The organism is Lyngbya sp. PCC 8106, from assembly GCF_000169095.1.
In the GTDB taxonomy this organism is placed as follows: domain Bacteria; phylum Cyanobacteriota; class Cyanobacteriia; order Cyanobacteriales; family Microcoleaceae; genus Capilliphycus.
Genome location: NZ_AAVU01000066.1, coordinates 1 through 25,735 on the forward strand (window position 1 = coordinate 1; position 25,735 = coordinate 25,735).

At 41.7% G+C, this 25,735-nt stretch carries 20 protein-coding genes and 3 pseudogenes; 10 read left to right on the forward strand and 13 right to left on the reverse strand.

Annotation, left to right across the window (positions count from 1 at the left end; translation table 11 throughout):
• The first annotated feature begins 217 nt into the window (after positions 1-217).
• From L8106_RS27130 to L8106_RS27150, 5 genes are all read left to right on the forward strand, one after another.
• Positions 218-2,053: an NAD(P)H-quinone oxidoreductase subunit F gene (locus L8106_RS27130; RefSeq protein WP_009787753.1), complete on the forward strand. Its 1,836-nt coding sequence runs from the start codon at positions 218-220 to the stop codon at positions 2,051-2,053.
• Between the two features lie 57 nt (positions 2,054-2,110).
• Positions 2,111-2,809 (forward strand): carbonic anhydrase, encoded by a 699-nt coding sequence (locus L8106_RS27135; protein WP_009787754.1) that lies wholly within the window; start codon positions 2,111-2,113, stop codon positions 2,807-2,809.
• Between the two features lie 84 nt (positions 2,810-2,893).
• Positions 2,894-4,393: an NADH-quinone oxidoreductase subunit M gene (locus L8106_RS27140; RefSeq protein ID WP_009787755.1), complete on the forward strand. Its 1,500-nt coding sequence runs from the start codon at positions 2,894-2,896 to the stop codon at positions 4,391-4,393.
• Positions 4,394-4,462: 69 nt separating this feature from the next.
• Positions 4,463-5,752, forward strand: a complete 1,290-nt coding sequence (locus tag L8106_RS27145; protein ID WP_009787756.1) for a CO2 hydration protein — start codon at positions 4,463-4,465, stop codon at positions 5,750-5,752.
• Positions 5,753-5,929: 177 nt separating this feature from the next.
• Positions 5,930-6,109, forward strand: a complete 180-nt coding sequence (locus tag L8106_RS27150; RefSeq protein WP_009787758.1) for a hypothetical protein — start codon at positions 5,930-5,932, stop codon at positions 6,107-6,109.
• Between the two features lie 46 nt (positions 6,110-6,155).
• Here the strand turns inward: L8106_RS27150 and L8106_RS32665 are convergent, their stop codons facing one another.
• The 3 genes from L8106_RS32665 to L8106_RS30080 form a co-directional block, all read right to left on the reverse strand.
• Positions 6,156-6,407: a zinc ribbon domain-containing protein gene (locus L8106_RS32665; RefSeq protein ID WP_071941455.1), complete on the reverse strand. Its 252-nt coding sequence runs from the start codon at positions 6,405-6,407 to the stop codon at positions 6,156-6,158.
• Between the two features lie 12 nt (positions 6,408-6,419).
• On the reverse strand, positions 6,420-7,010 hold the full coding sequence (locus L8106_RS32670) for an RNA-guided endonuclease TnpB family protein (RefSeq protein WP_232228587.1): 591 nt from the start codon (positions 7,008-7,010) through the stop codon (positions 6,420-6,422).
• An 846-nt stretch (positions 7,011-7,856) separates the two neighbouring features.
• Positions 7,857-8,396 carry an HNH endonuclease gene (locus L8106_RS30080; protein ID WP_009787761.1) on the reverse strand — a complete coding sequence of 180 codons (540 nt, stop codon included), beginning with the start codon at positions 8,394-8,396 and terminating at the stop codon, positions 7,857-7,859.
• 44 nt (positions 8,397-8,440) lie between these two features.
• On the opposite strand from L8106_RS30080, the pseudogene L8106_RS27170 reads away from it, so the two are divergent.
• Positions 8,441-9,660, forward strand: a pseudogene (locus L8106_RS27170) (RNA-guided endonuclease InsQ/TnpB family protein).
• Positions 9,661-9,709: 49 nt separating this feature from the next.
• Here the strand turns inward: L8106_RS27170 and ltrA (L8106_RS27175) are convergent.
• From ltrA (L8106_RS27175) to L8106_RS27195, 6 genes and pseudogenes are all read right to left on the reverse strand, one after another.
• A pseudogene (ltrA, locus tag L8106_RS27175) lies at positions 9,710-10,945 on the reverse strand (group II intron reverse transcriptase/maturase); the annotation flags it as partial.
• A 599-nt stretch (positions 10,946-11,544) separates the two neighbouring features.
• A pseudogene (locus L8106_RS34370) lies at positions 11,545-11,637 on the reverse strand (helix-turn-helix domain-containing protein); the annotation flags it as partial.
• Positions 11,638-11,654: 17 nt separating this feature from the next.
• On the reverse strand, positions 11,655-13,436 hold the full coding sequence (gene ltrA / locus L8106_RS27180) for a group II intron reverse transcriptase/maturase (RefSeq protein ID WP_009787766.1): 1,782 nt from the start codon (positions 13,434-13,436) through the stop codon (positions 11,655-11,657).
• A 763-nt stretch (positions 13,437-14,199) separates the two neighbouring features.
• The gene (locus tag L8106_RS27185) at positions 14,200-15,336 is read right to left on the reverse strand and encodes a patatin-like phospholipase family protein (protein ID WP_009787767.1); all 1,137 of its coding nucleotides are present in this window, start codon (positions 15,334-15,336) and stop codon (positions 14,200-14,202) included.
• A 236-nt stretch (positions 15,337-15,572) separates the two neighbouring features.
• Complete coding sequence (locus tag L8106_RS27190) at positions 15,573-15,974, reverse strand: fasciclin domain-containing protein (RefSeq protein WP_009787768.1); 402 nt, start codon at positions 15,972-15,974, stop codon at positions 15,573-15,575.
• A gap of 229 nt (positions 15,975-16,203) precedes the next feature.
• A complete protein-coding gene (locus L8106_RS27195; protein WP_009787769.1) occupies positions 16,204-16,491 on the reverse strand; it encodes a hypothetical protein in 288 nt (95 codons plus the stop codon).
• Positions 16,492-16,697: 206 nt separating this feature from the next.
• On the opposite strand from L8106_RS27195, the gene L8106_RS27200 reads away from it, so the two are divergent.
• The 4 genes from L8106_RS27200 to plsY all read left to right on the forward strand — a co-directional run bounded on the left by L8106_RS27200 (position 16,698) and on the right by plsY (position 20,597).
• Positions 16,698-17,477: an MlaE family lipid ABC transporter permease subunit gene (locus L8106_RS27200; RefSeq protein WP_009787770.1), complete on the forward strand. Its 780-nt coding sequence runs from the start codon at positions 16,698-16,700 to the stop codon at positions 17,475-17,477.
• Positions 17,478-17,591: 114 nt separating this feature from the next.
• The gene (locus L8106_RS27205) at positions 17,592-17,996 is read left to right on the forward strand and encodes a DUF3119 family protein (RefSeq protein WP_050779194.1); all 405 of its coding nucleotides are present in this window, start codon (positions 17,592-17,594) and stop codon (positions 17,994-17,996) included.
• A 257-nt stretch (positions 17,997-18,253) separates the two neighbouring features.
• A complete protein-coding gene (locus L8106_RS27210) occupies positions 18,254-19,363 on the forward strand; it encodes a DUF3086 domain-containing protein (protein ID WP_009787773.1) in 1,110 nt (369 codons plus the stop codon).
• Between the two features lie 556 nt (positions 19,364-19,919).
• Complete coding sequence (gene plsY, locus L8106_RS27215) at positions 19,920-20,597, forward strand: glycerol-3-phosphate 1-O-acyltransferase PlsY (protein WP_009787774.1); 678 nt, start codon at positions 19,920-19,922, stop codon at positions 20,595-20,597.
• Positions 20,598-20,721: 124 nt separating this feature from the next.
• On the opposite strand, the gene L8106_RS33280 is transcribed toward plsY, so the two are convergent.
• The 4 genes from L8106_RS33280 to L8106_RS27240 form a co-directional block, all read right to left on the reverse strand.
• Positions 20,722-22,791 carry a HaeII family restriction endonuclease gene (locus L8106_RS33280; RefSeq protein ID WP_009787775.1) on the reverse strand — a complete coding sequence of 690 codons (2,070 nt, stop codon included), beginning with the start codon at positions 22,789-22,791 and terminating at the stop codon, positions 20,722-20,724.
• A 202-nt stretch (positions 22,792-22,993) separates the two neighbouring features.
• Positions 22,994-23,821 carry a pyrroline-5-carboxylate reductase gene (proC, locus tag L8106_RS27230; RefSeq protein WP_009787778.1) on the reverse strand — a complete coding sequence of 276 codons (828 nt, stop codon included), beginning with the start codon at positions 23,819-23,821 and terminating at the stop codon, positions 22,994-22,996.
• 78 nt (positions 23,822-23,899) lie between these two features.
• A complete protein-coding gene (locus L8106_RS27235) occupies positions 23,900-24,937 on the reverse strand; it encodes an RNA-guided endonuclease TnpB family protein (protein ID WP_009787779.1) in 1,038 nt (345 codons plus the stop codon).
• A gap of 309 nt (positions 24,938-25,246) precedes the next feature.
• Positions 25,247-25,735, reverse strand: a 489-nt coding sequence (locus L8106_RS27240; protein WP_009787780.1) for a cell division protein SepF, incomplete at its 5' end; no start/stop codon positions are given.

A 25,735-nucleotide genomic window follows, 5' to 3' on the forward strand; every position in this document is an offset into this window, starting at 1 on the left:
TAAAATCTATATCAAACTGTGATATCTTGTTAAGAAGTCTATGTCAGTTTTCTGACCGACTCGCTTAATCCAGTACAGATCAAGTCTTTCCAGTCCCCAAACGGACAAACGCATAGAACTTTAGAGGTTGATGGACTCAACACTCTTGTTTCGTGTAGCGAATTTGCTCATTTACTCAATAGTTAACGATATACCCCAGGACGTTGAGGAAACATTGATGTCAGAATTTTTTGTAAAAACGATTTGGTGGATACCCCTTTATCCTTTAATTGGGGCAATATTATCAATTCCTTGGTCGCCAGGAATCATCCGTAAAACCGGGCCAAGACCATCCGGTTATCTGAATATTTTGTTGACCTTAATTGCCTTTTTTCATGGCTTATTTGCCCTAAACGCCGTTTGGGGTGAACCCGCCCAAAAACTGATTATTCCTTACTTACAAGTTGCTGAGTTGGATTTTTCCATTCCCTTAGATATTTCTGTAGTCACCCTGGCGGCGACATTAGTGATTACGGGGTTAAACTTACTTGCCCAAATTTACGCCATTGGTTACATGGAAATGGATTGGGGATGGGCGAGATTTTATTGTCTTCTCGGCTTGTTTGAAGCGGGACTCTCGGCGTTAGTGCTGTGCGATTCTCTATTTTACAGCTACATTATCCTCGAAATTTTGACGCTTGGAACCTATTTGCTAGTCGGTTTCTGGTTTAACCAGTCGTTGGTTGTCACAGGCGCTAGAGATGCGTTTCTCACCAAACGGGTGGGGGATTTATTCTTATTAATGGGGGTTGTAGCGCTGTATCCTTTGGCAGGAACCTGGAACTTTCCAGAATTGGCTCAATGGGCGCAAACGGCTGATATTGACCCCAAAGTTGCCACATTATTGGGTTTAACCTTGTTAGCCGGACCGATGGGTAAATGCGCTCAATTCCCTTTGCATTTGTGGTTAGATGAAGCGATGGAAGGCCCCGTTCCCAGTACGATTTTACGGAATGCAGTTGTAGTTGCATCTGGGGCTTGGGTATTAGTAAAGCTTGAACCTGTTTTAGTCCTATCCCCAACTGTCATGTCAACGGCGGTGTTTGTTGGGCTAGCAACAGCAGTCGGCACCAGTTTAATTGCGATGGCTCAAATTGACATTAAACGGGGGATTTCTTACTCGGTGAGTTCCTACATGGGGATAGCATTTGTTGCGGTGGGAACCGGACACCCGGAAACGGCTTTACTGTTGTTATTGACCTACTCATTATCGATGGCGTTGTTGGTGATGAGTACAGGGGGAATTATCCTCAATAATATTACCCAAGATTTAACTCAATATGGCGGTTTGTGGTCACGTCGTCCGATTTCGGGATTGTGTTTTATTGTCGGGGTTTTTGCTTTAATTGCGATGCCACCTTTGGGGGGGTTTTGGACGCTACAGCAATTAATTGAAAGTCTCTGGACTACACAGCCGGCTGTGGCTTGGACGGTGTTGATTGTTAATGGGTTAACGGCGTTTAGTTTGACCCGAGAATTTGGCTTGATTTTTGCCGGAAAACCCAAACAAATGACGGTCAGATCTCCCGAAGGTCTTTGGGCTTTGGTTCTGCCGATGACGTTGTTGGCGGGATTGTGTTTGCACGTTCCTTTGTTGTTAGCAACCTGGGATTTATTACCCGGATTTGACACGATTAATAAAACAGTTTCGGGTATATTGCTGTTGTCAACTTTGGCGGGTTGTGGACTGGGTTGTTTGATTTATGTCAATGAGAATTGGCAAAAACCTATTCAATTGGGTTCAAAAGCAGTTCAAGACTTTTTTGCTTACGATTTTTACACGGCAAAACTTTATCGTTTGACCATTATTGCGCTTGTGGCTTCGGTTTCTAAGGTGATGTCTTGGGTTGACCGCTATCTAGTAGATGGTGTTGTGAATTTAGTCGGTTTTGTTACTCTTTTCAGTGGGCAGAGTTTGCGGTATAACGTTACGGGACAAACTCAATTTTATGCCCTGACTATTGTTGTGGGAATTTCGGTTATCTTAGGACTCCTCGCCTTTAATCTTTTTTAGAGAGGATAAAACTTGGGTTTAATCATCGGGAATCAAAAAATTTGAGAATTCAAAAAAATGAAAACTACCTATCAATTTAACGATTTTTCTCGTCGTAAATTATTAAAGTTTGGTGTGGTTGCATTAGGAACAGCAACTTTAGTAGCAGGAGTTGGTTGTGATTCAGAACAACCGAAATCTACTGTTACAAATAAAGACATGACTCCTGATGAAGCGTTGCAAAAATTAATGGATGGGAATCAACGTTTTGTGACGAACAAACGTAAAAACCCGAATCAAAGTACAGTTCGACTTACAGAAGTTGCTCAAGGACAAAATCCTTTTGCTGCGGTTCTTAGTTGTGCAGATTCACGAGTTCCTGTTGAGATTGTTTTTGATCAGGGATTGGGTGATATTTTTGTCGTTCGAGATGCTGGAAACATTGCAACTCCTGAAGAAATTGGTAGCTTAGAATTTGGGACTTTAGTTTTAGGAGCAAAAGTTTTAATGGTCATCGGACATCAAAACTGTGGAGCAGTTAAAGCGACAATTGATGGCAACGCTGTTCCGGGTAATATTGGCAGTATTATCGATGCGATTAAGCCCGCAATTCAACCCAATCAAAGCTTAGAAGCAGCAGTAAAAGCGAATGTAAAACTACAAATTGAAAAATTGAAAAATTCTCCCGTTATCACAAAATTAGTTCAAGAAGGAAATCTGAAAATAGTTGGCGCATACTATAATCTAGAGACAGGCCAAATCGATTTAGTTGCTTAATCAATTGTTCTGAGTCAGCTTAAATTAGTGTGACAAAAACCCATCTTTTTCTAAACCAGATACACAGTCTTTTATCAATTATCTATGCTCAGTTTATTCATTTTAATTCCTGTTTTTGGGGCAATTGTGGTTAGCTTATTACCCGGAAAGTTAATCAGTCGTCAAGTTCGTTCTGTCGCTTTAATTATCGTGATTTCCATTTTAGGTTTTACCCTAAAACTTGCCACAGATTTTGACTTAACTGACCCCAACTTTCAATTTTCTGAATATCTTGATTGGATTCCCCAATTGGGTTTATCCTACAGTTTAGGAGTGGATGGTTTATCGTTACCCTTGATGGGCTTGAATGCCGTTTTAACGATTATTGCGATCGCTAGCACTCGCCCCGAACTCGAACGCCCACGCCTGTATTATTCCCTAATCCTGTTGGTGAATGCGGGAATTGCAGGCGCATTTTTGGCACAGAACTTGTTACTATTTGTTCTGTTTTACGAGTTAGAATTGATTCCCCTTTATCTCTTAATTGCCATTTGGGGAAGTGAAAAACGGGGTTATGCTGCAACTAAATTCTTGATTTATACAGCATTATCAGGAATCCTAATCTTAGCTGGATTTTTGGGAATAACTTGGTTAAGTGGTTCAATAAATTTTGATTACAATGCTATCAACACTCAAAGCCTATCTCAAACCAATCAACTGATTCTATTAACGGTTTTACTCATTGGATTTGGCATCAAAATTCCTTTAGTTCCCCTACATACTTGGCTCCCCGATGCTTACGTTGAATCTTCCGCTCCAGTGACTATTTTATTAGGAGGAATCTTAGCCAAATTAGGGACTTACGGTTTAATTCGCTTTGGCTTACAATTGTTTCCTGAAACCTGGGAATTAATCGCACCTGGATTATCAATTATTGGCGTTTTTAGTGTCATGTATGGAGCGTTAACCGCTATTTCTCAACAAGACATTAAACGAATGGTTGCTTATAGCTCAATTGGTCACATGGGCTATATCATCGTAGCAGCAGCAGCCGGAACTTCCATTAGTTTAATTGGGGCTATTTCTCAGATGGTTGCTCATGGTTTAATACTCGCAATCTTGTTTCATCTTGTGGGTGTGGTGGAAGCCAAAGTCGGAACTCGTGACTTACAAGTTCTCAACGGTTTAATGAATCCGATTCGGGGTTTACCTCTGGTTAGTGCATTGTTAATTATGTCGGGAATGGCGAGTGCAGGAATTCCCGGATTAGTCGGTTTTGTGGCTGAATTTTTGGTTTTTCAAGGCACATTTTCTGTTTTCCCAATTCAATGTTTAATCTGTATTATTGCTTCGGGGTTAACGGCTGTTTATTTTGTGATTCTGCTCAATCGTACCTGTTTTGGTAAGCTGAATAATGAGTTAGCTTATTATCCCAAAGTTAAGTTGTCTGAACAGGCTCCTGCTCTTGTTTTAGCGGCTTTAATTTTGTTTTTAGGGGTGCAACCAAGTTGGTTGTTACGTTGGAGTGAACCGACCGTTGAAGCAATGGTTATTACCTTAAAAAATCAAACTCCGACTCAAGTTTCAATTCACTTACAACCTTAACTTTTAACTGTTTTAACTCTCCATTTTTCACGCCAAAGTTTTGAACGCCTTATAACTCTCACAACTGAAATGCAAACTCAAACTAAATCGACAAAATTACCCCCTTCGACTCACGAATTTTCTGAGATTATTCATCGTCTAGAAGCGGGAGGGGCGATGCTTCCCGATACTCCTGAGAATTTAATGCAAATTATCGGGATTTATAAAGCCTATGCGGTGCCAATGGATTTTTATTGGCGAGATTTATTGTACATCGCTGAACGGGTATTTTTAGACCCTTTACCCTTTTTTAAATACTTCCTCCCCCAAGAGTATTTAGACTTGCACAATCATTATGCAGGAGATGATGCAGACTTAAGAATCTGGCGAGGAGAAGCAACGGTACACCCAGAATTATTAGCTTTTATTGAAAAAGGGGAAACGTCAAAAATCCCTAAATTATTGCATCATTTGTGGCATGATCGAATTAATATGGAGTTTGCAGAAGCTTGTATGCGGGCGATGTTTTGGCATCGAGAAATGGGTGGTAAATTTGATCCCTATCTTGATACCGATGAATACAAAGCCAATGCTGATCGCGCCATTAAAGCTTACTTTAAAAACAATCCAGTGATGTTAGGCTTGTATAAGCTATTTCCGGATCTGTTTCTCGAACAAGTTCGTCAGCTTTCTTATTACAGCAATTTGGGGCTATTCTGGGAAGTTATGGCACCGGTTTTCTTTGAAATGAGCGACTTGTATGATGAGGGAAAAATTACCAATGTTCCTGAAGCAATGAACTTTATTGTCAATGGAATTTTTGCCATTGCGGGACGACCCATTTATCATCATGTTTATATTGATGGGGAATGCTACGAAATTATCCCTAAATCAAAAGGATTTATGTGGTTATATGAAGCCGCACTTCCTTATGTAGAAGCGGTGTTTTATCGCACGGCACCCTTTCGAGGTACGAAGTCTTACAACGCCCAAGCCCAAGAAGTTCCCCAAGATCAAAAAGACTTTCATTATGGGATTCTTTATGCTGATGTTTTTCCGGTTGGAACTGCGGGAATTCCGCCAACATTATTGATGCAAGATATGTTTCATTTCTTACCGCCCTATTTGGTTGAATATTACCAACAACATTGTCGGGGTGAGGAGGATATGTTGATTCAGCTAGCCAATACTTTTCAACGTTCAATGTATTGTGTAACCTCTGCGGTAATTCAAGCGCTGCGAACGGCGTTGTTGTATCCTTTAGATGATCCCAACCCTCGACATTTACAAGCCAATCGCGAGTTTTTTGAAGCACAATTAGATCGCTTTAAACGTCCCGAAGCCCGTTTAAGAAATATCCAAACTCCGAACTATCGTTAGATCATTTAAATCCTGTTTGATTCAAAAAACCCGGTTTCTCAGAGAAACCGGGTTTTTGAGTTTTTATATTATCATGGGGAGTAAAGACGATAATTCCTGGAGGCATTTATGAACGTTAAATTAGTTGAATCTTTAGCTCAAATTGTTCAATCTCTGACACCAGAATAACGGGCGCTGTTGGAGGAAAAATTACAAGCAAACCAGAATGAACTCTCAAAAGAAAATCAGCGTCCTTTTACTACTCCAGAAGAAAGAGCGAAAGCATTTCGAGAATGGGCCGAAAGTCACCCAGGCAACAGTCCCTCTTTATCGGATGAAGCGATTAGTCGGGAAAGCATTTACGGAGAACGAGGTTAATTTGACATCCTCCTCTCCCTAAAGGAAGAGGATTCCTAGCAGAAAACTATTGCAAAATATCAAATATTGACAATTGCACAGAGTTCTCTAGGCGGGTTGACGTTTCACTGGATGTTGCTTCAATAGCCGAAGTCTTACACGTTCCTCCACGTCCGTTTAAAGTCTCCGAAAGCCCGACGGCGACCAAAATATTAATAGCAGCGCCGTCTCTATCGTGAGTGGTTTCGCAGTTCAGACAAGTCCATTCACGAACAGAAAGATTGAGTTTTCCACCTCTAAAGCCGCAACAAGAACACATTTGAGTTGTAGGTTACCATCGACTAATTACTCGAAAATCTCGACCATATTTTTCGGCTTTACCTTCAAGAAAAGTCCTAAACTGTCTCCACCCTAAATCACTAATCGCTTTAGATAGTTTGCGGTTTTTAACCATTCCTGACACGTTTAAGTCTTCTAAAACAATCACTTGATTTTCGTTGATTATTCGGGTTGAAAATTTGTGTAGGAAGTCTTTGCGGGTGTCTTTCATTCGAGCATAGAGTTTAGCTTTTCTAACTCTCGCCCGTTCGTATCGATTAGAACCTCTAATTTTTCGAGATAAGTTTCGACTAAGTTTCTGTAGTCGTTTAATCCGCTTTTTCAGGGGTTTGGGAGCATCTACTTTTTCTCCTGAACTTAGAACTGCAAACGTCTTAATTCCTAAATCTATTCCTACACTATCCGGCGATGAGGGTAGCAATTGTTGATTGCTCTCAATAACAAAGCTAAGAAAATAACGGTTGGCTGCATCCTTGATCACGGTAACTGTTGACATCCTCCCAACGCCAACATTCTTTATGGCGTGGGATTCCCAAACATCGCTATTTGGGTTTCTGCTTCTTCCCGAGCGGGGCGAGCGCACCTGCCCTCCGAGAGTTATTCCCTTCAGGTCTTAAAGTCGCTCCACAGACTATCCCCGCAAGTCCTGCGGTTAGATATGTGTCGAAATCCAAGCTGAATTTCTTTTTAACTGTTGATTCAAGGGATGTTTATGCCATTGCCCCGTCATCAATTCCTGAGTCTACCAATTTGTCTGCGCCGCCAGGTGTAACTGGACGCGCGCACGCTCATGGCTGTCTGAATCCATTGTCTCGGGTGGGTCAGTGACCACTTGTATTGTACCAGAAATCTCTGTGCGGCATTCCTCCCAACGCCAACATTCTTTATGGCGTGGGTCTCCTGCCGCCGAAAGATGAAGGTTCAGAAGTTAGAGGTCTTGACCAAACTATTTTTAAGTTTCCAATTTTAGCTAAAGATACGCGGAACGCGCTCGGCTGTGCAAAATCGGATTTAAAATCCGATTTGTACCGAGTTTTGCTTCCATCTAGTTTGAAACCACCCACTCGAAATCTGGCTGACTGCTTGGCGTTTCGTTTTTTAAATTTAGGAGATCTAGCTTTTCTTCCTTTCCGATTACACGACTTGAAAAAGTTTTTGTAAGCCTGTTCTAAATCGTTCAAAGATTGCTGTAACGGAATATTAGAAACCTCTTTGAGCCACTCCCGTTCTACTGTTTTCTTCGCTTGAGTGATGAACTGTTTCTGAAGTTGAGCATTGCTTGGTTTTTTCTGTCCAGATTTGTACAATTCAATGCAGTGAGGTTAGAGTCGATAGGAGCGTTACCACTCCTACCTCTCCTTCAGAACCGTGCGTGAGACTTTCACCTCACACGGCTCCTTGATAATTCCATCCTTGTTATGGATACGATTCAGAACGGGTTTTTGTCATGATTCTTGATTAAAGAACCATCATTAGCCGTTTTTGTGTCGTGACAATGTTTGTGAAGAAGTTGTAAATTATCATAGATGTCTTTACCTCCTAATGATGTTGGTTGGATATGGTCAACTTCTACACTGTCTGTACTTGTAAAATACAGACCACAGTGAGGACAAATACCCTTTTGTTTCTTGATTAATCTAGAAACCCTTTTAGGGGTTTTAGGATATTTACCTCGTCGTTTACTCCAGTAAGTCCAGTCTCCATTAAACGGACTAGCTTCACCTTTAACCTTTGTATGCCTTACGATGGGCGTACTGCTATGGGTGAATAATTCTAATCCATCTTCTGTACTAAAACACCAATTTTTGTTCCCTACTGTTCTCCAGTATTTGTCTTTATTGATGCGCCCTTTCCCTCTGATTTTTGCCCAAGCTCTTAACTTGTTGTAGATTAGATGGTCAACCTTACCTTGATTGAGCAAGAAGGCTCCTGCTATAATCTTTGATTTAGCGGTGAGATGAATTGCCAATGAGAAAGCTATGATATAATTTTATCATAAGAACTCGGTGATAAATGCTAGTCTACGAAGCCAAGTTAAAGGGCGATAAACATCAGTACGAAAGGTTAAATGAAGCCATTCGTACTGGTTTGTTTGTCCGCAATTCTTGTCTTCGTATCTGGGAAGACGGCAACGCCAAAAGCCGCAATGACTTATACAAATATGTCACTCGACTAGCCAAGAACAAGGACTTCCCCTGGACTAATAAACTCAACTCACAAGCTCGTCAAGCAATGGCGGAGCGTGCTTGGGCTGCAATCTCTCGATTTTTTGATAACTGCAAAAAGCAAATACCAGGAAAAAAGGGATACCCCAGGTACAAGAAAAATAGACCTAACCACGGTTCTGTTGAGTACAAAGTCACAGGCTGGAAACTATCTGAGAATCGAGACAGAATAACCTTCACTGACGGATTCAAAGCCGGTGAGTTTAAACTCTACGGTAGTCGTGATTTAAACTACTATCAACTTGAGCAAATCAAGCGAGGCGCGGGTAGTACGTCGAGCTGATGGATTTTATGCTCAGTTCTGTATCGACTACGACCGGACTGAGGATAGACAACCAACAGGTAAAACTGTAGGGATTGACGTGGGTATTTCTGCTTTCTACACAAACTCTGATGGTAGCAAGGTAAACAATCCTAAATATCTAAGAAGGTCTGAAAAGGTTCTTAAGCGTTTGCAGAAACGAGTCTCTCGAAAGTTCAAGAAAGGTCAACCTCAGTCCCACAACTACAAAAAAGCTAAACAAAGGCTTGCGAGGAAGCACCTCAAGGTAAGTAGGCAGCGTAAAGACTTTGCGGTTAAAACTGCATTGTGCGTAGTCCGGTCTAACGACTTGGTAGCCTATGAGGACTTGAAGGTGCGAGCCGATGGTTAAAAATCACAATCTAGCTAAGTCAATATCAGATGCTAGCTGGACAATGTTCAGAGCTTGGTTGGAGTATTTTGGGAAAGTATTTGGTACGGTAACAGTTGCCGTACCTCCTCACTACACTAGCCAAAATTGTTCTAATTGCGGCGCAACTGTTAAAAAATCTCTCAGCACTCGTACTCACAAATGTAAGTGCGGAACGGTGTTAGATAGAGATGAAAACGCGGCAAAAAACATCCTCAAGTTAGGACTGCGTACCGTAGGGCATACGGGAACATTCCAGGAATACTGGATAAACGCTTCCGGACAGATGAGCCTCTTTTGTATTGATGAAAATCAATACTCTAAGTTCGCTGAGTGAAGGAAGAATCCCCCGTTATAATCTTCGATTTAGCGGCGGGAGTGTCAATAAAGGTTTCTTTACTACATACTGTTGAATAATAGTTTGACCACCCTCTGATCAGTGGATTCAGCTTGCTAATTAGGGCAGCTTGAGGGGCGGTCTTATGGGAATCTATTATTTCAGCTATTTTCACAAGATGAGTCTTGATTTTGGTTTTTGAGGGTGTGATTAATGTATTAAAACCTAGCGGTGTTCCGTGAGTATTTTTTTCACATCGGTAGTTACCTACTTTGTGTTGTTGAATATGGAATCCTAAAAACTCAAACCCGACTTTTCCATCAATTTTATTAAGAGTGTGGGTTAATTTTGTTTTACTGGGTTTTAATTCTAATCCCATGTCACTTAACCAATCGGCGATTATCTCTTGACATTTTTTGACTACGTTTACATCCTCATGGATTATTACAAAGTCATCAGCGTATCGGATTAGACTTAGGGCGCTACGATTGTGCAGTTTATTCCCCTTTAGAGTTTTTGCGTATTGCTTGACTCTTTCTTCCATACCATGTAAGGCAATATTCGCCAGTAAGGGTGAAATCACTCCGCCTTGTGGTGTACCTTCATTAATAGGAAAGAGTTCTTTTCCGTCACAGTACCCTGCTTTGAGCCATCTTTTTATCAATCGACTTAAGGTGGGGTATGTGTGTATTTTTGAGAGTAACGCTTTATGGTCTATGCAGTCAAAGCATTTAGTAATATCAGCATCAAGTACATATTTGGACTTGTGAATATTTTTAAATATTGCTTCAATTGCATCGTGGCAGGAACGTCCTGGTCTAAAACCATAACTGTTTGGCTCGAATTTCGCCTCCCATTCAGGTTCTAACGCTAGTTTTACTAACGCTTGTAATGCACGGTCGTTGATTGTGGGTATTCCTAATGGACGGGTTTCTGTTGAGCCAGGTTTGGGAATATTTACTCTACGAGTAGGTTTTACTTTACCTGTTAACTTTAATCGTCCTACAAGGTTTATACGTTGCTTCGGGGTTAGAGATTTAATTCCGTCCACACCTGCCGTATTTTTTCCTTGATTATCTTGCGTTACCCGACGCACAGCTATACATTTTGCTGACCAGGAATTAATCAGGGTCTTCTGAAGTTTGCGAACTGCTTTAACATCGTCTCGTTCACTCGCTTGAAATATGCGATGTTGCAACTTAAAAGTTACCTTTTCTAACTTGCGCCAGTTGAGGTCTTTCCACTCCACCGTCTGATTTTTATTCAGCGTTTTAGATATGTTCATTGCTACTTGTTCTATTTCTTGGGAATTACCGAGTATCTGTCAGCATATCCTTGTCATTACAACAAGGCATTCGCTTTTGATACCATCCTTTCCCTACATATCATTCGTTAGCTACTTACTGGTTATCGACCTGACCAGAGATATATAGGGGTTACTTCGTTCCGATTACACATTTGTTTGAAATCTTTAGTGCGATGCTCTCCACCGGGTTTATTGGGCGGTGCTTATAAGTCAACCCTCTAATTGCTTATGCCCTATCCTTGCCTTTTGGCTTAGTGTTAATCAATTTTTACCGTATTTTCATCGGATTTATTTTTGATTAAGCCTTTACACTATTAACGATGACGATGGTTTATGGCACATCTTCGCTTTCGCTACACATGAATTTCTTGCTCGATAGTTACCAGATTAGGCTTCCAGTATTTCTACCTTTTAACCCCGCTTTAATCTGTTGGTTGCTACCCATTCAAACTAGGGGTTATGCTTTCACCTCAGCACTTGAGGGATAGGACTTACCGCACGGCGGTTCACCCATAAATGTAATCAGTTGTCTCTAACTACCTGAGTAGCTAGGCTAACCGTCCCATAAGCTTTTCAGCTTATTTTAGGCTAAACGAATCGCACCCAAGGGCATCATTCCACACCACTCGACAGCAACCAAATAGCTTTGATAGCTTAATCTGTTGCTCTGGCGTTGGGTAGAATTAAACTAAGCCAGAGAGTCACCCCTCTGACTCGTCTTCAGAACCGGACGTGAGACTTTCACCTCATCCGGCTCCTCAATGACTTGGCTCTTGTCACGAGTACCTCTTAAACTACCATCATTAACAGTCTTTTTATCGTGGCAATGTCTGTGTAATAGTTGCAGATTTTTGTACTCATCCTTTCCGCCTTTTGACTTAGGAATAATGTGGTCTACTTCTATTACATCTTCTTCTCGGAAGTGCAATCCACAGTGAGCGCATTTACCCTTTTGAACCTTCAATAGCTTTGCAACTCTTGTCGGCATTTCCGGGTTTTTGCCCATTCTTGAACTCCAGTAAACCAGGTTGCCGTCGTATGGAGACGATTCGCCTTTAACTTTCACATGACGCATGATTGAAGTATCGGCATGATTGAGTAACCGAATGATTGTTTTTCCATTCCTGGTTGCGAATACCCAGTTATTGCCGTTTATGGATTGCCAATATTTATTTGCTCCCCATTTCCCGCTTTTTTTTGGGTGACGGCGTTTTGCCCAAGCTCTTAACTTTTGGTATGTGAGGTTATCGATGTCTGTGTAAGCCACCTTACTTACTACAGTGGCGTAGTAGTTAGCCCACCCTCGAATGATTGGGTTTAATCGGCTGATTAGCGCCGCTTGCGGTGCTGCCTTATGGGTTTCAATTACACTAGCGATTTGGTCGTAATGTACCTTTTGCTTCTGCTTACTTGGGGTGATGATTGTCTTAAAACCTTGTTTCGAGTGATACTTTCCTACTGGAAATTGTTGTATCGTGAAGCCTAAGAAATCGAATCCTGGCTTTTCTTGCTCATACTGATTAAGGGTGTGAGCAAGTCTCGTTTTGGAGGGCTTAAGTTCCAAACCCATGCCTTGTAACCATTCGGAGATAATCTCCTTACATCTTTGGACTACAGTTATGTCTTCGTGGATAATTACGAAGTCATCGGCATAACGAATTACGCTGAGGTTTTGGCGGTTGGCTTGTTTCCTTCCAGCCATTGTTTCAGCGTATTGTTTAATCCGTTCTTCCATCCCGTGGAGGGCAATATTTGCCAAAAGTGGAGATATGACTCCGCCTTGTGGTGTTCCCTCAGATGTTGGAAACAACTGCTTACCATCCATTACCCCCGCTTTTAACCATGCACGAACTTGTCGGCGTATGGTGGGGAATGTATTAAGTTTTCTGATCAGTGTTTCATGGTCAATACGGTCAAAGCATTTAGCAATGTCAGCATCTAGCACATATTTTGGCTTTTGCTTAATTGAAAGGAATATTGCTTCAATCGCATCATGGCACGAGCGTCCCGGTCTGAACCCGTATGAGTTAGGTTCAAATCGCGCTTCCCATTCTGGCTCTAATGCCAGCTTGACAAGTGCTTGCAAGGCTCGGTCATTCATTGTCGGGATACCCAGTGGTCGCTTCTCCTCCGTCCCAGGCTTGGGAATCCATACTCGCCTAGTTGGAGCGACTTTTGAGCTTAATTTGAGATTGACAACCAAAGAGAGACGTTGCTTTGGGGTCAGCGATTTTACGCCATCCACACCTGCTGTCTTCTTACCTTGATTGTCTTGTGTGACCCGCCTGAGCGCTAATGCTCTTGCTGACCAAGATTTCATCAACGTCTTTTGGAGTTTGCGTACTGCTTTTACATCGCCACGTTGAGAGGCTCGATAAATTCTCTTTTGGAGCTTGTATACTTTGCGTTCTAGCTTTCGCCAGTTCACTTGGTTCCATTCCACCGTAGTCTTTAAACTCGTTTTAGACATTTGTACTCACTACTTGAGACTTTATCTTCCAAATCATCGTGAGTCCGTTGGCATATCTCTGGTATTACCCAGAGCTTTCGCTTCTGACTCAATCTCTCCTACTCGTTGCATACGGTTAGCACCTACTCAGATATTCGACCTTCTGAGAACAGACGAGAGGTTACTTCGTTCCGAAATGACCATACTATGCGCTTTTAGAGTGTCACTTTTCGCCGGGTTTATGGGAAGTGCTTGTTAGTCAAACAGAATCTTGCTAACTCCCTATCCTGTGCCTTTTGGCTCCAGCGTATTTAGCCTTTTCGCTGGTTGATCATAACGACGACTGTAACGTGACTTCAAGCTGTTGCTTTACTCATGAGCGCTTTGCTTGATGGATACCAAATTAGGCTTTCAGTAGAGCCACCGTTACTTCCCGCTTCAGGCGTTGATGGCTAGTCTCGAACCTGGGGAAGTGCTTTCACCGCTGCACCTGCGGGGTAGGATTTTAGTGTTCTAGGGTACTAACTCTCACCTACATGGTCATTCAGTTGTCAAGGTTATATACCTTGCGGCTAATCCCCCTAAAACCAAGTTGGTCTGGTTTCTAGCCAACGAGTCGCACCTCTGTATTTATATCTTGCTTTCATCGGTCTGCAAAGTTGACAATGTGGTTAAGAAAAGCCGTCCTTCTAGGACGGGGCTTGTATCCCATTGGTTTTGGTCATTTTTGATTGACACCAATGTTCTTTTACGAAGTGCTGACCCGAAGCATTCTCGTGAATCCTTAATTTGATTCGATAAACTGTTCAATTGCCTCTCGAACTGGAACTGGAACCGTTGGATTCTTATAATAGACTTTGCCGCAGTCAAGATAGCATTCAGCCGCTTTTATCAGGTCTGGACAATTGTCAGGATTGTCGATTTCTTCGTTGACTTCTTTATACTCGTTTTTCAGGGCAGCAATGTATTTGTTATAGGGCTTCTTTGGCTTGGCTATCGTCGGACGCAGACGACCGGGCTGTGCTTCTCCTTCCAATCGCTCGTTTAAATCGAAATCCAAACGCAAATAATCTCGCCCTGCACTTTCCAGGATTTGATAGCAGACAGCTTCAGAATTTTGGGCAGCAGGACTCATGAACATATCGGATATCTTTTCAGCCCAGCCCAACTGTCCCCACTTTTTAATTTCTTCATATTTGAATGCCTTAGTTGTATTGCCAGTTCCAATGGAAAGGACAGCAATATCGCTCAAGTTTAATCCGTTCTGTTTTTCAATACACAACGCATGGGCGACCGCCATTAACGCGGGGTTATTAGCCGATACCCCACCATCAATATGGGGCAAACTTTGGTCTTCATTATAGGGGAGTTCATAAGGGGGAAAAAACGTAGGGGCGGATGCCGAAGCTGTGCAGATTTTCCAGAGTTCAAGGTTAGAGTACCATGCACTAGCGTCACTATTGCTAAACCAGGTTGTGTTTCGCGAATGAACGTCATAAGCAGGAATCAAAATATGGGGTTTAGTAATCTGGCTAATCTTCGCAGATTTACCCAATTCTGGGTGTTCCAAATTGTTTTCCAAAACTTTAGCTAAACCCCGCTCTCCCTGTTCATGCGGATACAACACATGACTTCCCACCGCTTGACTTACTTTCCGCCATTGTCGCTGTTGACGTACTGAGTCTAAGAAGATATCTTTTCCTTCATCCTTGTAGAGATTAATCATCTTATTAATGTCCATCTGACAGGCTATCGCCGCAGCCAGAATTGATCCGGTAGATGTGCCAGAAACCAAGTCAAAATATTCATGTAATTTCTGTCCTTTCTTTTCTGTCAGTGTCGTCTCTATCTGCTTGAGAATTGTGGCAGATAAAACTCCACGAATGCCGCCGCCATCTAAGCTGATAATTTTGAAAGTCATGGTATACTCCCTGAACGGAATAAGATAAGTTAATGTCTACGTGTTTTTAGGAAGTTGCAAAATTTTCCAGGATAAGCTACTCTGTTTTCTTCATAAAAACCAAGCTTTTCTTATAATCTTTGGAGAGTTTTGAATAGATCCCTCAGATCGGAATGCCCAGAAGTTCACTCCAAAAAAACCTATATTATGGGTCTAGCTATTCTGGACTTGATAGAACCCCTAAATTTATTAAAACTTTAACCCATCAAAAGTACGGTATCAATCACATGAATCACACCGTTATCCGCTTCAATATCAGGCGCAACAACGCTGGCATTTTTGACTTCAAATCCTTCAGTAAATATCAGGGGAAGAGGAGAACCTTCAATAGAAGTGAGGGTTTGAAGTTGTTCTAAATCCGCTTTCATAAGTTTACCCGAAACAACATGATAGGTCAAAATGCGAGCTAATTGAGGTATATTTTGGACTAACGTTTGTATCGTTCCGGGAGGAAGTTTCGCAAAAGCATCATCATTGGGAGCAAAAACGGTAAAGGGGCCAGGACTTTTGAGGGTATCAACTAAACCTGCGGCTTGAACCGCTTGTACAAGAGTGTTAAATGAGCCTGCACCCACTGCAATATCAACAATATCAGCCATTGATTGTGTTTAACTCGATTGCGTTCAGGAATACTTTTCTGTGGCTCTAGTTTAACATGATTGTTCCTGAAATAATGATAAAAGCTTGGTGAAAATTACAACTTAAACTTGATCAGATTAAAATCTAAATAGAGGAAATGGATTAATAATTGTTTATATTTTCTGTCAAACCAAGCGAAAGCCTCCATCGGGAGGCTCTGTACAATGCGTAACATTTGACTGCGTGATTTTATTGACTACGAGGACTTTGATAGGAGGCATAAGTATCAAATAAAGCACCAACTAGACTACAAGTGATGGCAATGATCATACTCCCTTGAAAGGGGTGTCCACTGCCAAAAGTTGCCAGAAATTGTAAAATTTGTTGGCAGGAAAATTGACCGATTGTTTTGAGAAAGGGAAGACAAGCGATGATTACAGAGCCAGCTAATCCAAAACTGATCACTAGAATAGGAGTAATAAAGCTGAGAACCATCGTCAGTAGGATAGAGCGGAGAAAATCAGGAAAAATGCCCATAGTTAGGAGAATTGAGAATTGAATTCGCTTTCCCTCAATCAGAGGGTTCAGAGAATCTAGACTATTAACTTCTACGATAATGGTAATTTCTCGTTTCGTTCCACTCTGTCAGAAAACTTAAATTAATCTTCAAAAATCTTGGTTAAGATTTGTACATAGTTGTTATGTTTCTTTGTCATTTTCAGGTGAGGATTTTCTTAAGTCAGATGCAAATTAATTCAAGTCTCGGAATTTGGACGCGCCGCTTCGTTGCTGCTTTATTTTTAGGCGGACAGGTTATTGTTCATCTATTACAAGGTAAAATTTATCGTCGAAACACCTTAGAACAAATGGCAGCCGTGGGGCCAGAGTCGTTGCTAATTGCCTTAATCACCGCAGGTTTTGTCGGAATGGTGTTTACAATTCAAGTTTCTCGTGAGTTTATCACATTAGGAGCCGGGAATTTAGCGGGGGGTGTTCTTGCTCTTTCTCTAGCACGTGAATTAAGTCCAGTTTTAACTGCGGTCATTATCACCGGACGAGTCGGTTCAGCATTTGCGGCGGAAATTGGCACGATGCAAGTCACGGAACAAATTGATGCACTTTATGTATTAAAAACTGATCCCGTTGATTATTTAGTGATCCCCCGCGTGATCGCCTGTTGTTTAATGTTGCCTTTACTGAATATTATTTGTCTAATGACAGGTTTAGCAGGTGGCTTATTAATTTCTAGTAGTCTATATAACATTCCTCCAAATATGTTTTTAGAGTCTGTGCAGAATTTTCTCACCCTTTGGGATTTAGTCAGTGGCGAAATCAAAGCTTTGATTTTTGGGGGAACGATAGCAGTCATTAGTACCAATTGGGGACTGACGACGACGGGTGGTGCCAAAGGTGTTGGACAATCAACCACAACTGCTGTTGTTACGTGTTTGCTTTCTATCTTTATCCTCGACTTTTTCCTCTCTTGGTCAATGTTTCACGGGATTGGAAATTCTGTCCTATAGTCAGGAGTTGGGAAAATCGGAAAAAACGTCTAACTTCTGATGGTGTCTCGTTTTACCCATAATTTGGTAACATTTGTTGACATCACTCACACTGGATGCACAGGAACCGAAATAATGACAACAACACCATCAAAGACCACTGTTCCCTCAAAGGTGGAACTGACACCCAGTTTTATCATCCCGGCTGTACTCCTATTAACTGGAATTCCGTTAATCTTGGTGCAGAAAGTGCTAGGATTCGTAATTGCCTTACTGGGACTGTTTCTACTCATACAGACTGCAACCATTCGCATCCAGTTTACCGAGACTGCACTTGATGTCTCCCGTTCCGGTAAATTACTTCGACATTTTCCCTATGCAGATTGGATCAACTGGGAAATTTTCTGGCCCGGTGTACCGATTTTGTTTTACTTCAAAGAGGTCAACAGTATTCACTTTCTGCCGATTATTTTTGATCCAAAGACGCTGAAAGCTTGTTTAGAAGCCAATTGTGGAAACCTCAAAACCCGCGAGCGTTAAACAATCGTGACTCCCAACTGAATTCAGGCTTATCCCTTCGGTGTAAGTTGTAAATCTATTGAGTCAATCTCCCATCCTATTGATAAAATCAACTCTGGAATGGGAAATTTTTGATCAGTTTGATTGTGGTTAGGCATAATCTTGAGCATAATAGAAACAAACTCGCCCATGTCAAATCGCGTTTGTACATCCCTGGCTTCAGTTAGTGTATGTTAATGTCAAACTCGTCTGACCCGAATTGAACCTCTGTTGATTCCATGAATTTAGACGAACCTCAAAATCAAGAGCCCCGCGAGCGATCGCAAGATGTATCCGAACCAGACGAAAACTCTGCATCGGACGAACTCTTTACGCCGACACAAGTTACAACCGATGATCTGCAAACGGCGACCAATCTAAAAGACCAAATTCAGCAACTGAGACAGGAAATCGCTGGTTTACAAGCCGAATCAGCCAAAATGAAGCAACAACAGATGGCTTTAACCGAAACGATGCAGAATGTCGTCTCAGAAACGTTAAGCCAACTTGAACAACGCCGACAAGCGCTGCAAATTGAAGTCGAAAAACTCGAACGTCGTCGAGAACGTATTCGTCAAGAAATGCGAACCAGTTTTGCTGGAGTTTCTCAAGACTTAGCCATTCGGGTTCAGGGGTTCAAAGATTATCTCGTCGGGAGTTTGCAGGATTTAGTCAGTACCGCAGAACAGTTAGAACTGATCCCTGAGTCTCCAGAACCTCTGATCGAAAGCGATCGCCCTTTTCCTTCTCAACGAGACAACGAACCGGAAGTTAGTTCTACGCCTCAGTTTGGTCAACAAGGATTTCAGGAAGAATCCCAACAAATTCGTCGCCTTCTCGATCAATATCGCACCTTACCCGATTATTATGGCCCGCCCTGGCAGTTGCGACGCACGTTTGAACCGATCCACGCTAAACGGGTTTCAACCTGGTTTTTTAATCAAGGGGGACGGGGTGCATTACGCACGATGGGAAGTCGGTTACAAAATATTTTAATTGCTTCGGCGATTACGTCTGTTCTCCGAACGCTCTATGATCGCCGTCTACGCACGTTAATTCTAGCAAATAGCCCCGAACGGTTAGGAGAGTGGCGGCGAGGCTTTCAGGACTGTCTAGGGCTTGAACGGCGCGATTTTAGCCCTGAACGGGGTGTGGCGTTGTTTGAAGATGCCAATATTGTCGCTATTAAAGCTGATCGACTCGTTCAAGATGGAAAATTGCCGTTTATTGTGGTGGATGACAGCGAGGAAAAAATTAGTTTGTCTTTGCTGCAATATCCTCTCTGGTTGGCTTTTGCTCCTGAACCCCAATCTCAACAACAACAGCAACCTCTTTACCGTGAATTTTAACAGGCAATAGGTAATAGTCAGAAGTCGGGGAAAAACTGATCACTGACCGAAAAAATTGGGATACAAGCCCCGTCCGTGATTGACGGCTTTATGCTAAACTTTCTTTTGTGGAAAGGGTAATCAACCACACTAAAAACCCAGTCGCCGAAAAGGCAGCGCACCTTGACGCACTGAAGTTATGGGGTTCCGTATAGGAAAGCTTGTACGCTTATTAGCGCGCAACGCAACAAGTACAGAGAAACCAAGATTTTAGGTTTTGAACTGTAGGGTAGGGCATACCCAAACAGGCTGATGAAATGGAGCAAAACGCTTGAGGAGAGTCCATCTCTGGTATAGATAGGTCGCCCTATTTGTATTAAGTGGACTCGCTGAACCAAGAATCCCCGCCGTTTACGGCGTGGGAGTGTCAAAACTCTAATAATTGGTGACTGTTCTTAGAACATTTCTAAATCCTAAAACCCCTTCACCGTCTACTGTTCCCTGTTCCCTGTTCCCTATTCCCTAGCGCGTAGCGCTATAGGATAAAAAGCGAGTATGGCGCATTGGGTAGAGAAAGATGCTTGAGTGGATCGGATTAAATTTCGGACTATTAGTGACGGGTTATTTGTTGGGTTCAATTCCGACAGGCTATCTGATCGCCAGGGGGTTCTATGGAATTGATCTGCGAGAAGTGGGTTCGGGTTCTACGGGTGCGACGAATGTTTTAAGAAGTTGTGGAAAGTCACCTGCGTTATTAGTTTTGTTGGTTGACATCCTCAAAGGCGTTTTGGCGATCGCATTTGTTTTCTGGATTTATTCGTGGGAAATTACCCCTAAAATTGCCGCTTCTGCTAATATTACAGATATTAATACGTTATTGTATTGGATGACAACAGCAGCAGGTTTGATGGCTCTTTTAGGTCATACAAAACCCGTTTGGATTGCCTTTAAAGGTGGGAAAGCAGTCGCCACCAGTTTAGGGATTTTATTGGCTTTTGATTGGAAATTGGGTTTAGCAACGTTGGGAATTTTTGCGTTATTTCTCGCGATTTCTCGGATTGTTTCTCTCAGTTCAATTGCGGGGGCGGTCGGAATTGCGAGTTTAATGGTGATTACCCATCAACCTTTACCTTATCAAATTTTTGGAATTGTTGGGGGAATTTATGTGATTTTGCGTCATCGAGGGAATATTGAACGGTTACTAAAAGGAACAGAACCCCGCATTGGTGAAACTCTATCAACAGAAGCCCAATAAATTATAATCAATTAATCGTAGGATGGGTTGGGGAAAACCTAACTCATCACTGAAATTTAATATTGATAAACTGAGTTTTCAACGTTAATCTAACTTACCGTGATAACTTACAAAAATAAATAGTTTACACTGACCAAAATGGGTCACTTAATAAAGTATATTCCCGTTCTTCCATAAAACTTACTAAATCATTGCTCTCACTTGAAGGAAACTCATATTTAATTTCTTCAATCAAAATTTCAATGAGTCTCGCTCCTAAAATATTCCGAAAACTACCCCGTAGTGCTTTCTCATACCAAGCTTCTAAATGAGATTGAGTAATAATAGATTGTATTCTAGATTTCCATCCTATTTGATTGAGTAATGACACAATAGTTCTTTCTTCAGAATCTCTGCAAACAATCACTATCCGATCTGCTGTAATATTAGAAACTATACCTTCAGCAAGGCCCTCATTGAGTGAAAGATATTTAATTTGTACAGCAGAGCCATAATTTGCCCACATATCTAAACCTCGATCAGCAGCATTAGTAACTCCTACTCGATAAAACTTGGCACTAGCAGTGAAAGAAGGATTTTGACTATTAATTGAGAGAACTTTTTGTGTAAAATCTTCAAATTCTTTTAGTAGGTCTAGCTTATTAAAATCAAGTTGTACTTTAACTGTTACATTGAGTTCTTCTATAAGAACTTTAAAAAGAGCATAAACAACAATTTCATAAATTTTATCTATACTTCTCTTTAATCCAGGATTATTCTGAAATTGTCCAATAAATTCAGTGAGTTTAAAGTTTTCAATGTCTGACTTCATACAATAAGCAAGCCCAGAAGTCATTTGTGAATATCTTTCTATAAATTTACGATAGATATAAGCTTCAACAATACCTAATTTGCTTTTATTTTCTTCTCCAAGAACCATCAAAACTTCAGGCGGAGTTGCATTTTGCTCGAATAAATTATCTTGATAGCGTGAACTAGAAGTGGTAATCCTTCCTAAAAAACGTTTACAGATAATATCTCTCCATTTTTTTGAAGATTTCCTATAGGTATTGAGATTAGAGAGAGTCAAGTCATCAAAGACTCGATGATGATAAAGGATTTCAGCAACTTGAATTGGTTTATAAAAATGAACTCTAGCTTTATTTATAATATTGTCCAAAGCATCTTTAGCTTCATTTAAACTGACTGACATTTCTATTATTACTCCTTTATTAAAGCTTGCAAAATTAATGGATAACTGCTCAGGTTTTTCTAAAGCAGGTTTTTTGTCTTCTAGAGCGTTTAGCATCTGTTTTGCGATCGCCCGAACAACAGGAACCGGAACACTATTACCCGTTTGTTTTCTGATTTCTGCGTGAGATACAACGATTTTAAACTGTTCTGGAAAACCCTGCAAACGCAAAAGTTCCCGCGAAGATAAGCGACGAACTCCATTGACAAGAAGATAGCTATAAGAAGCCCCACTTCTCAGGGCGCAGGAATAGGGAAGTACAGAAATATTTCCCGATTTATTTTCATGCCAAATTGAAGGATAAAAGGGTTTAACTTTCAATCTTTGTATTCTCTTTTTTTGGATAAACTCAGAAGCAAATAAACTTTTATCCACTTGTTCATCAGGTTCTAAAATCTCTGATAAACTCACTCTTTTTTGGATAGGTTTGGGAAAAGAAAAATGAATATTTTCTAAAAACCCAACAATATAAGTTCTTTCTCGCTTTTGCGGTAAGCCAAAATCTAGTGCATTGAGAACTTCTGTATAGAGATGATAGCCCAAATTTTGCAGATGTTCTGTAATCACTTTAAACGTCTTTCCTTTGTCGTGAGTTTTAAGCTGTTTAACATTTTCCAATAAAAACGCTTGAGGTTGTTTAGCTTTCAAAATCATCTCAATATTATAAAATAACGTTCCTCTGGCTTCATTAAACCCTTCCATTTTGCCAATAATACTAAACGCTTGACAGGGAAACCCCGCCAATAAAATATCATGGTGAGGAATAGAACCCGGATCAATTGTGGTAATATCTCCAAGAGGACGTTCACCAAAATTCGCTTCATAAGTCTCTTGGGCGGCTTCATCCCATTCAGAAGAAAACACACATTTTCCCCCCAACTCCTCAAAAGGAAGACGAATTCCTCCAATTCCTGCAAATAAATCAATAAACGTGAAATTATATTCTGTTAATTTCTTGGTCATTAATCTGTTTTTAAAGCAATAATATGACCCAGACCATCAGGATATGAAATCAAAAAAATAATGCTATACAAGGCAGAAGTCAAAAGGCAAGATCTCCCCATCTCCCCATCTCCCCACCTCCCAACCGATAACCCATCCGTTTCCATTCATCATTAACCCAAAAAACCCACCGATAACTCATCCGTTACCCATCCCCATCTCCCTAACTCCCTAACTCTTTTGAACGCTGACAAGCCGCTTTCACTGCTTCTATCAACGCTGAACGAAAAGCCGCTTGTTCAAGTGTCCCCACCCCTGCTATCGTCGTTCCGCCTGGACTGGTCACACGATCTTTTAACTCAGCCGGGTGCATACCTGTTTTTTGAAGCAACTCTGCGGTACCCAGAACCGTCTGTAAAGCCAGTTTAGAAGCAATCGCTCGGGGAAGTCCTGCTGCCACCCCTCCATCGCTCAAAGCCTCAACCATCAAGGCAACATAAGCAGGCCCAGACCCCGATAAACCTGTTACCGCATCCATCAGATATTCTGGCACTTCCACAACTTCACCCACGGCCGCTAAAATTTGTTGAGCCAGTTTGAGGTGATCAGGTTTAACGGCTTGACCTGCTGCAATTGCACTAATACCCGCCCCGACCGTTGCTGGAGTATTCGGCATCACCCGAACCACAGGACGATGAAGAAAAGCTGACTCTAACTTACTCAAAGGTACACCCGCTAGAATCGAAATAATCATCATCTCAGATTGAGGATCTGTAGAATCTCCTAAACTGAGAGCCGCTAAATCTGAAATAATGGTATCTAAAATTTGGGGTTTAACCGCCAACAGCAACACCTCTGTTACCTGTGCTGCCTTGCAATTATCACCCGTAACCTCAACCCCGTACTGTTGCTGAAGAACCTCTCTACGTTGCGCTTGGGGTTCGCTAACAATCACATCTGAAGGCAGGTAAATCTTTTGAGCAATTAAACGAGATAGGAGCGCTTCTCCCATCACTCCACCGCCAATTAAACCAAATTTGAATACTGTCATTAGTGAAATTTGAAAGTGTCAGAGTCAGCCATCAGCATTTTGACATACTCCCCCGTTTTCAAACGGGGGATTCTGGATTCAAGCAACAGTTGCAGGCGGAGCCAGTCTTACACCGTCTAATCCAAGAGTTGATGCCCCAACTCTTTTTATATTTAGAGCGGCATTTTCATCCCGTCCATTAATATTTGAACAGGACGGACAACGCCATTCTCTGGTTGATAATTCCAGTTTTTCCAAGACATGACCGCAGTGAAAACAAGTTTTTGAAGATGGATACCACTGGTCGATAAATACGATTAATTTACCTTTCTTGGTGGCAACCCATTCAAGAATTTCAATAAATTCACCAAAAGCTAAGTCACCTATTTTTCTTCCCCAAAGTTTTTGCATCCCTTTAAGGTTTAGAGTCTCGAAACACAGAACATCAAACTGACTGGTGAGTTGGTGAACTAACTTCCAAAACCAATCACGGCGACGGTTGACAACTTTTTCGCACTGTCTAACCAAGTCTTTCCTCGCTTTCTCCCAATTGTTAGACCATTTGCGCTTCTTAGATAAGTTTCGAGAAGCTTTCTTAACATCGGTAAGGGCTTGCTTGAGGAACTGCGGTGACTGAACAGAGAATCCTTCTGAACAAGTTAAAAACGTTTTCAGCCCGAAATCAAATCCCCCGACCCTCTCGGATTTGAAATCCGAGAGGAAAGCGGGGGTGCATTCCGCACCAGCGATTTTACCCGTCTCGGATTTGGCTGAGGGTTTACTGCCATTATCAACGACAATAATTAAAAACAACTCGCCCAAAGGGGTTCTTTTGACCGTTACAGTTTTGATTTTTCCCTCGATAGGCTGTGAGTTCCAGAATTGATAGACCTTGTTTCCAATTTTGACTCTATTTCCACCAAGGAATTTGTAACCCGCCTGTTTTAGCGTAAATGACTTGTACTTTTTGACCTTTTTGAAATTGGGCGGTCTAACTCCTTTTTTGTTGTATTTAAAAAATAATTGGTAGGCTTTTTCAATGCGCTGACAAATGTCTTGAACAGATTGAGAGCCTACCAGTTTCCAGAATTTATTTCGTTTTCTGAGTTTCGCGGCGGTGAGACTGAAGCTTTGCACAGTTTAAGTGTTTGCCAAACATTCGATAATATCGCCTATGCAAAGCGATACAGTGATTATAGATAACCCCTGCAACATTAACAGTTCGCTTGAGATATCTATTTCGTTTGTGTTGGTAAAACTTAAACTTTAGTGTTTTCATGGTTTTCTATAGTAGCATGAAAACGTAGAATGATCCGCATCACGGCTAACACTCACTGCCAAATAAAATGGGCTGCCCTCGCTTTTATCCCCCGTTTGAAAACGGGGGCTTTACGCATCGCCACCGTAACGTCTGATTTCTGATCTCTGACTTTGGAATTGCTCAGGCTACTGTACAGCTTGTTGCACTTTTTCAGATTGCCACATCGAAGCCATCGGTGAGGGAATACGAGTGCGACTTTGACCGGGCATTTCGTTCATTATACCGGACTGAGTTCTCACCTGAACGCAACTGGGAGTAAACAGGAAAATGCTTTCGCCAATTCGTTCTTGATGACCGTCAAGGGCGTAGGTTCCTCCAGCTACGAAGTCTACCGCTCTTTGGGCTTGGTCTGGGTCCATCATCGTCAGATTAAGAACAACAGACTTTCTTTCTTTGAGCGATCTAATCGCCGCAGGCATTTCTTCAAAGGTACGAGGTTCCATAACCACGACCTCAGAAATTCCGTTTAACGCTCCTGGCATACCGATCACATTGTTCATGTTTGACCCTAATCCTTCTGATGTTACCGTACCTGCTGCTGGACTCGCAGCGCCAACTGTGCGTTCTCTAGGACGACGAATATTCCGACGTTCCTCCTCAACTGGTTGAGGGGG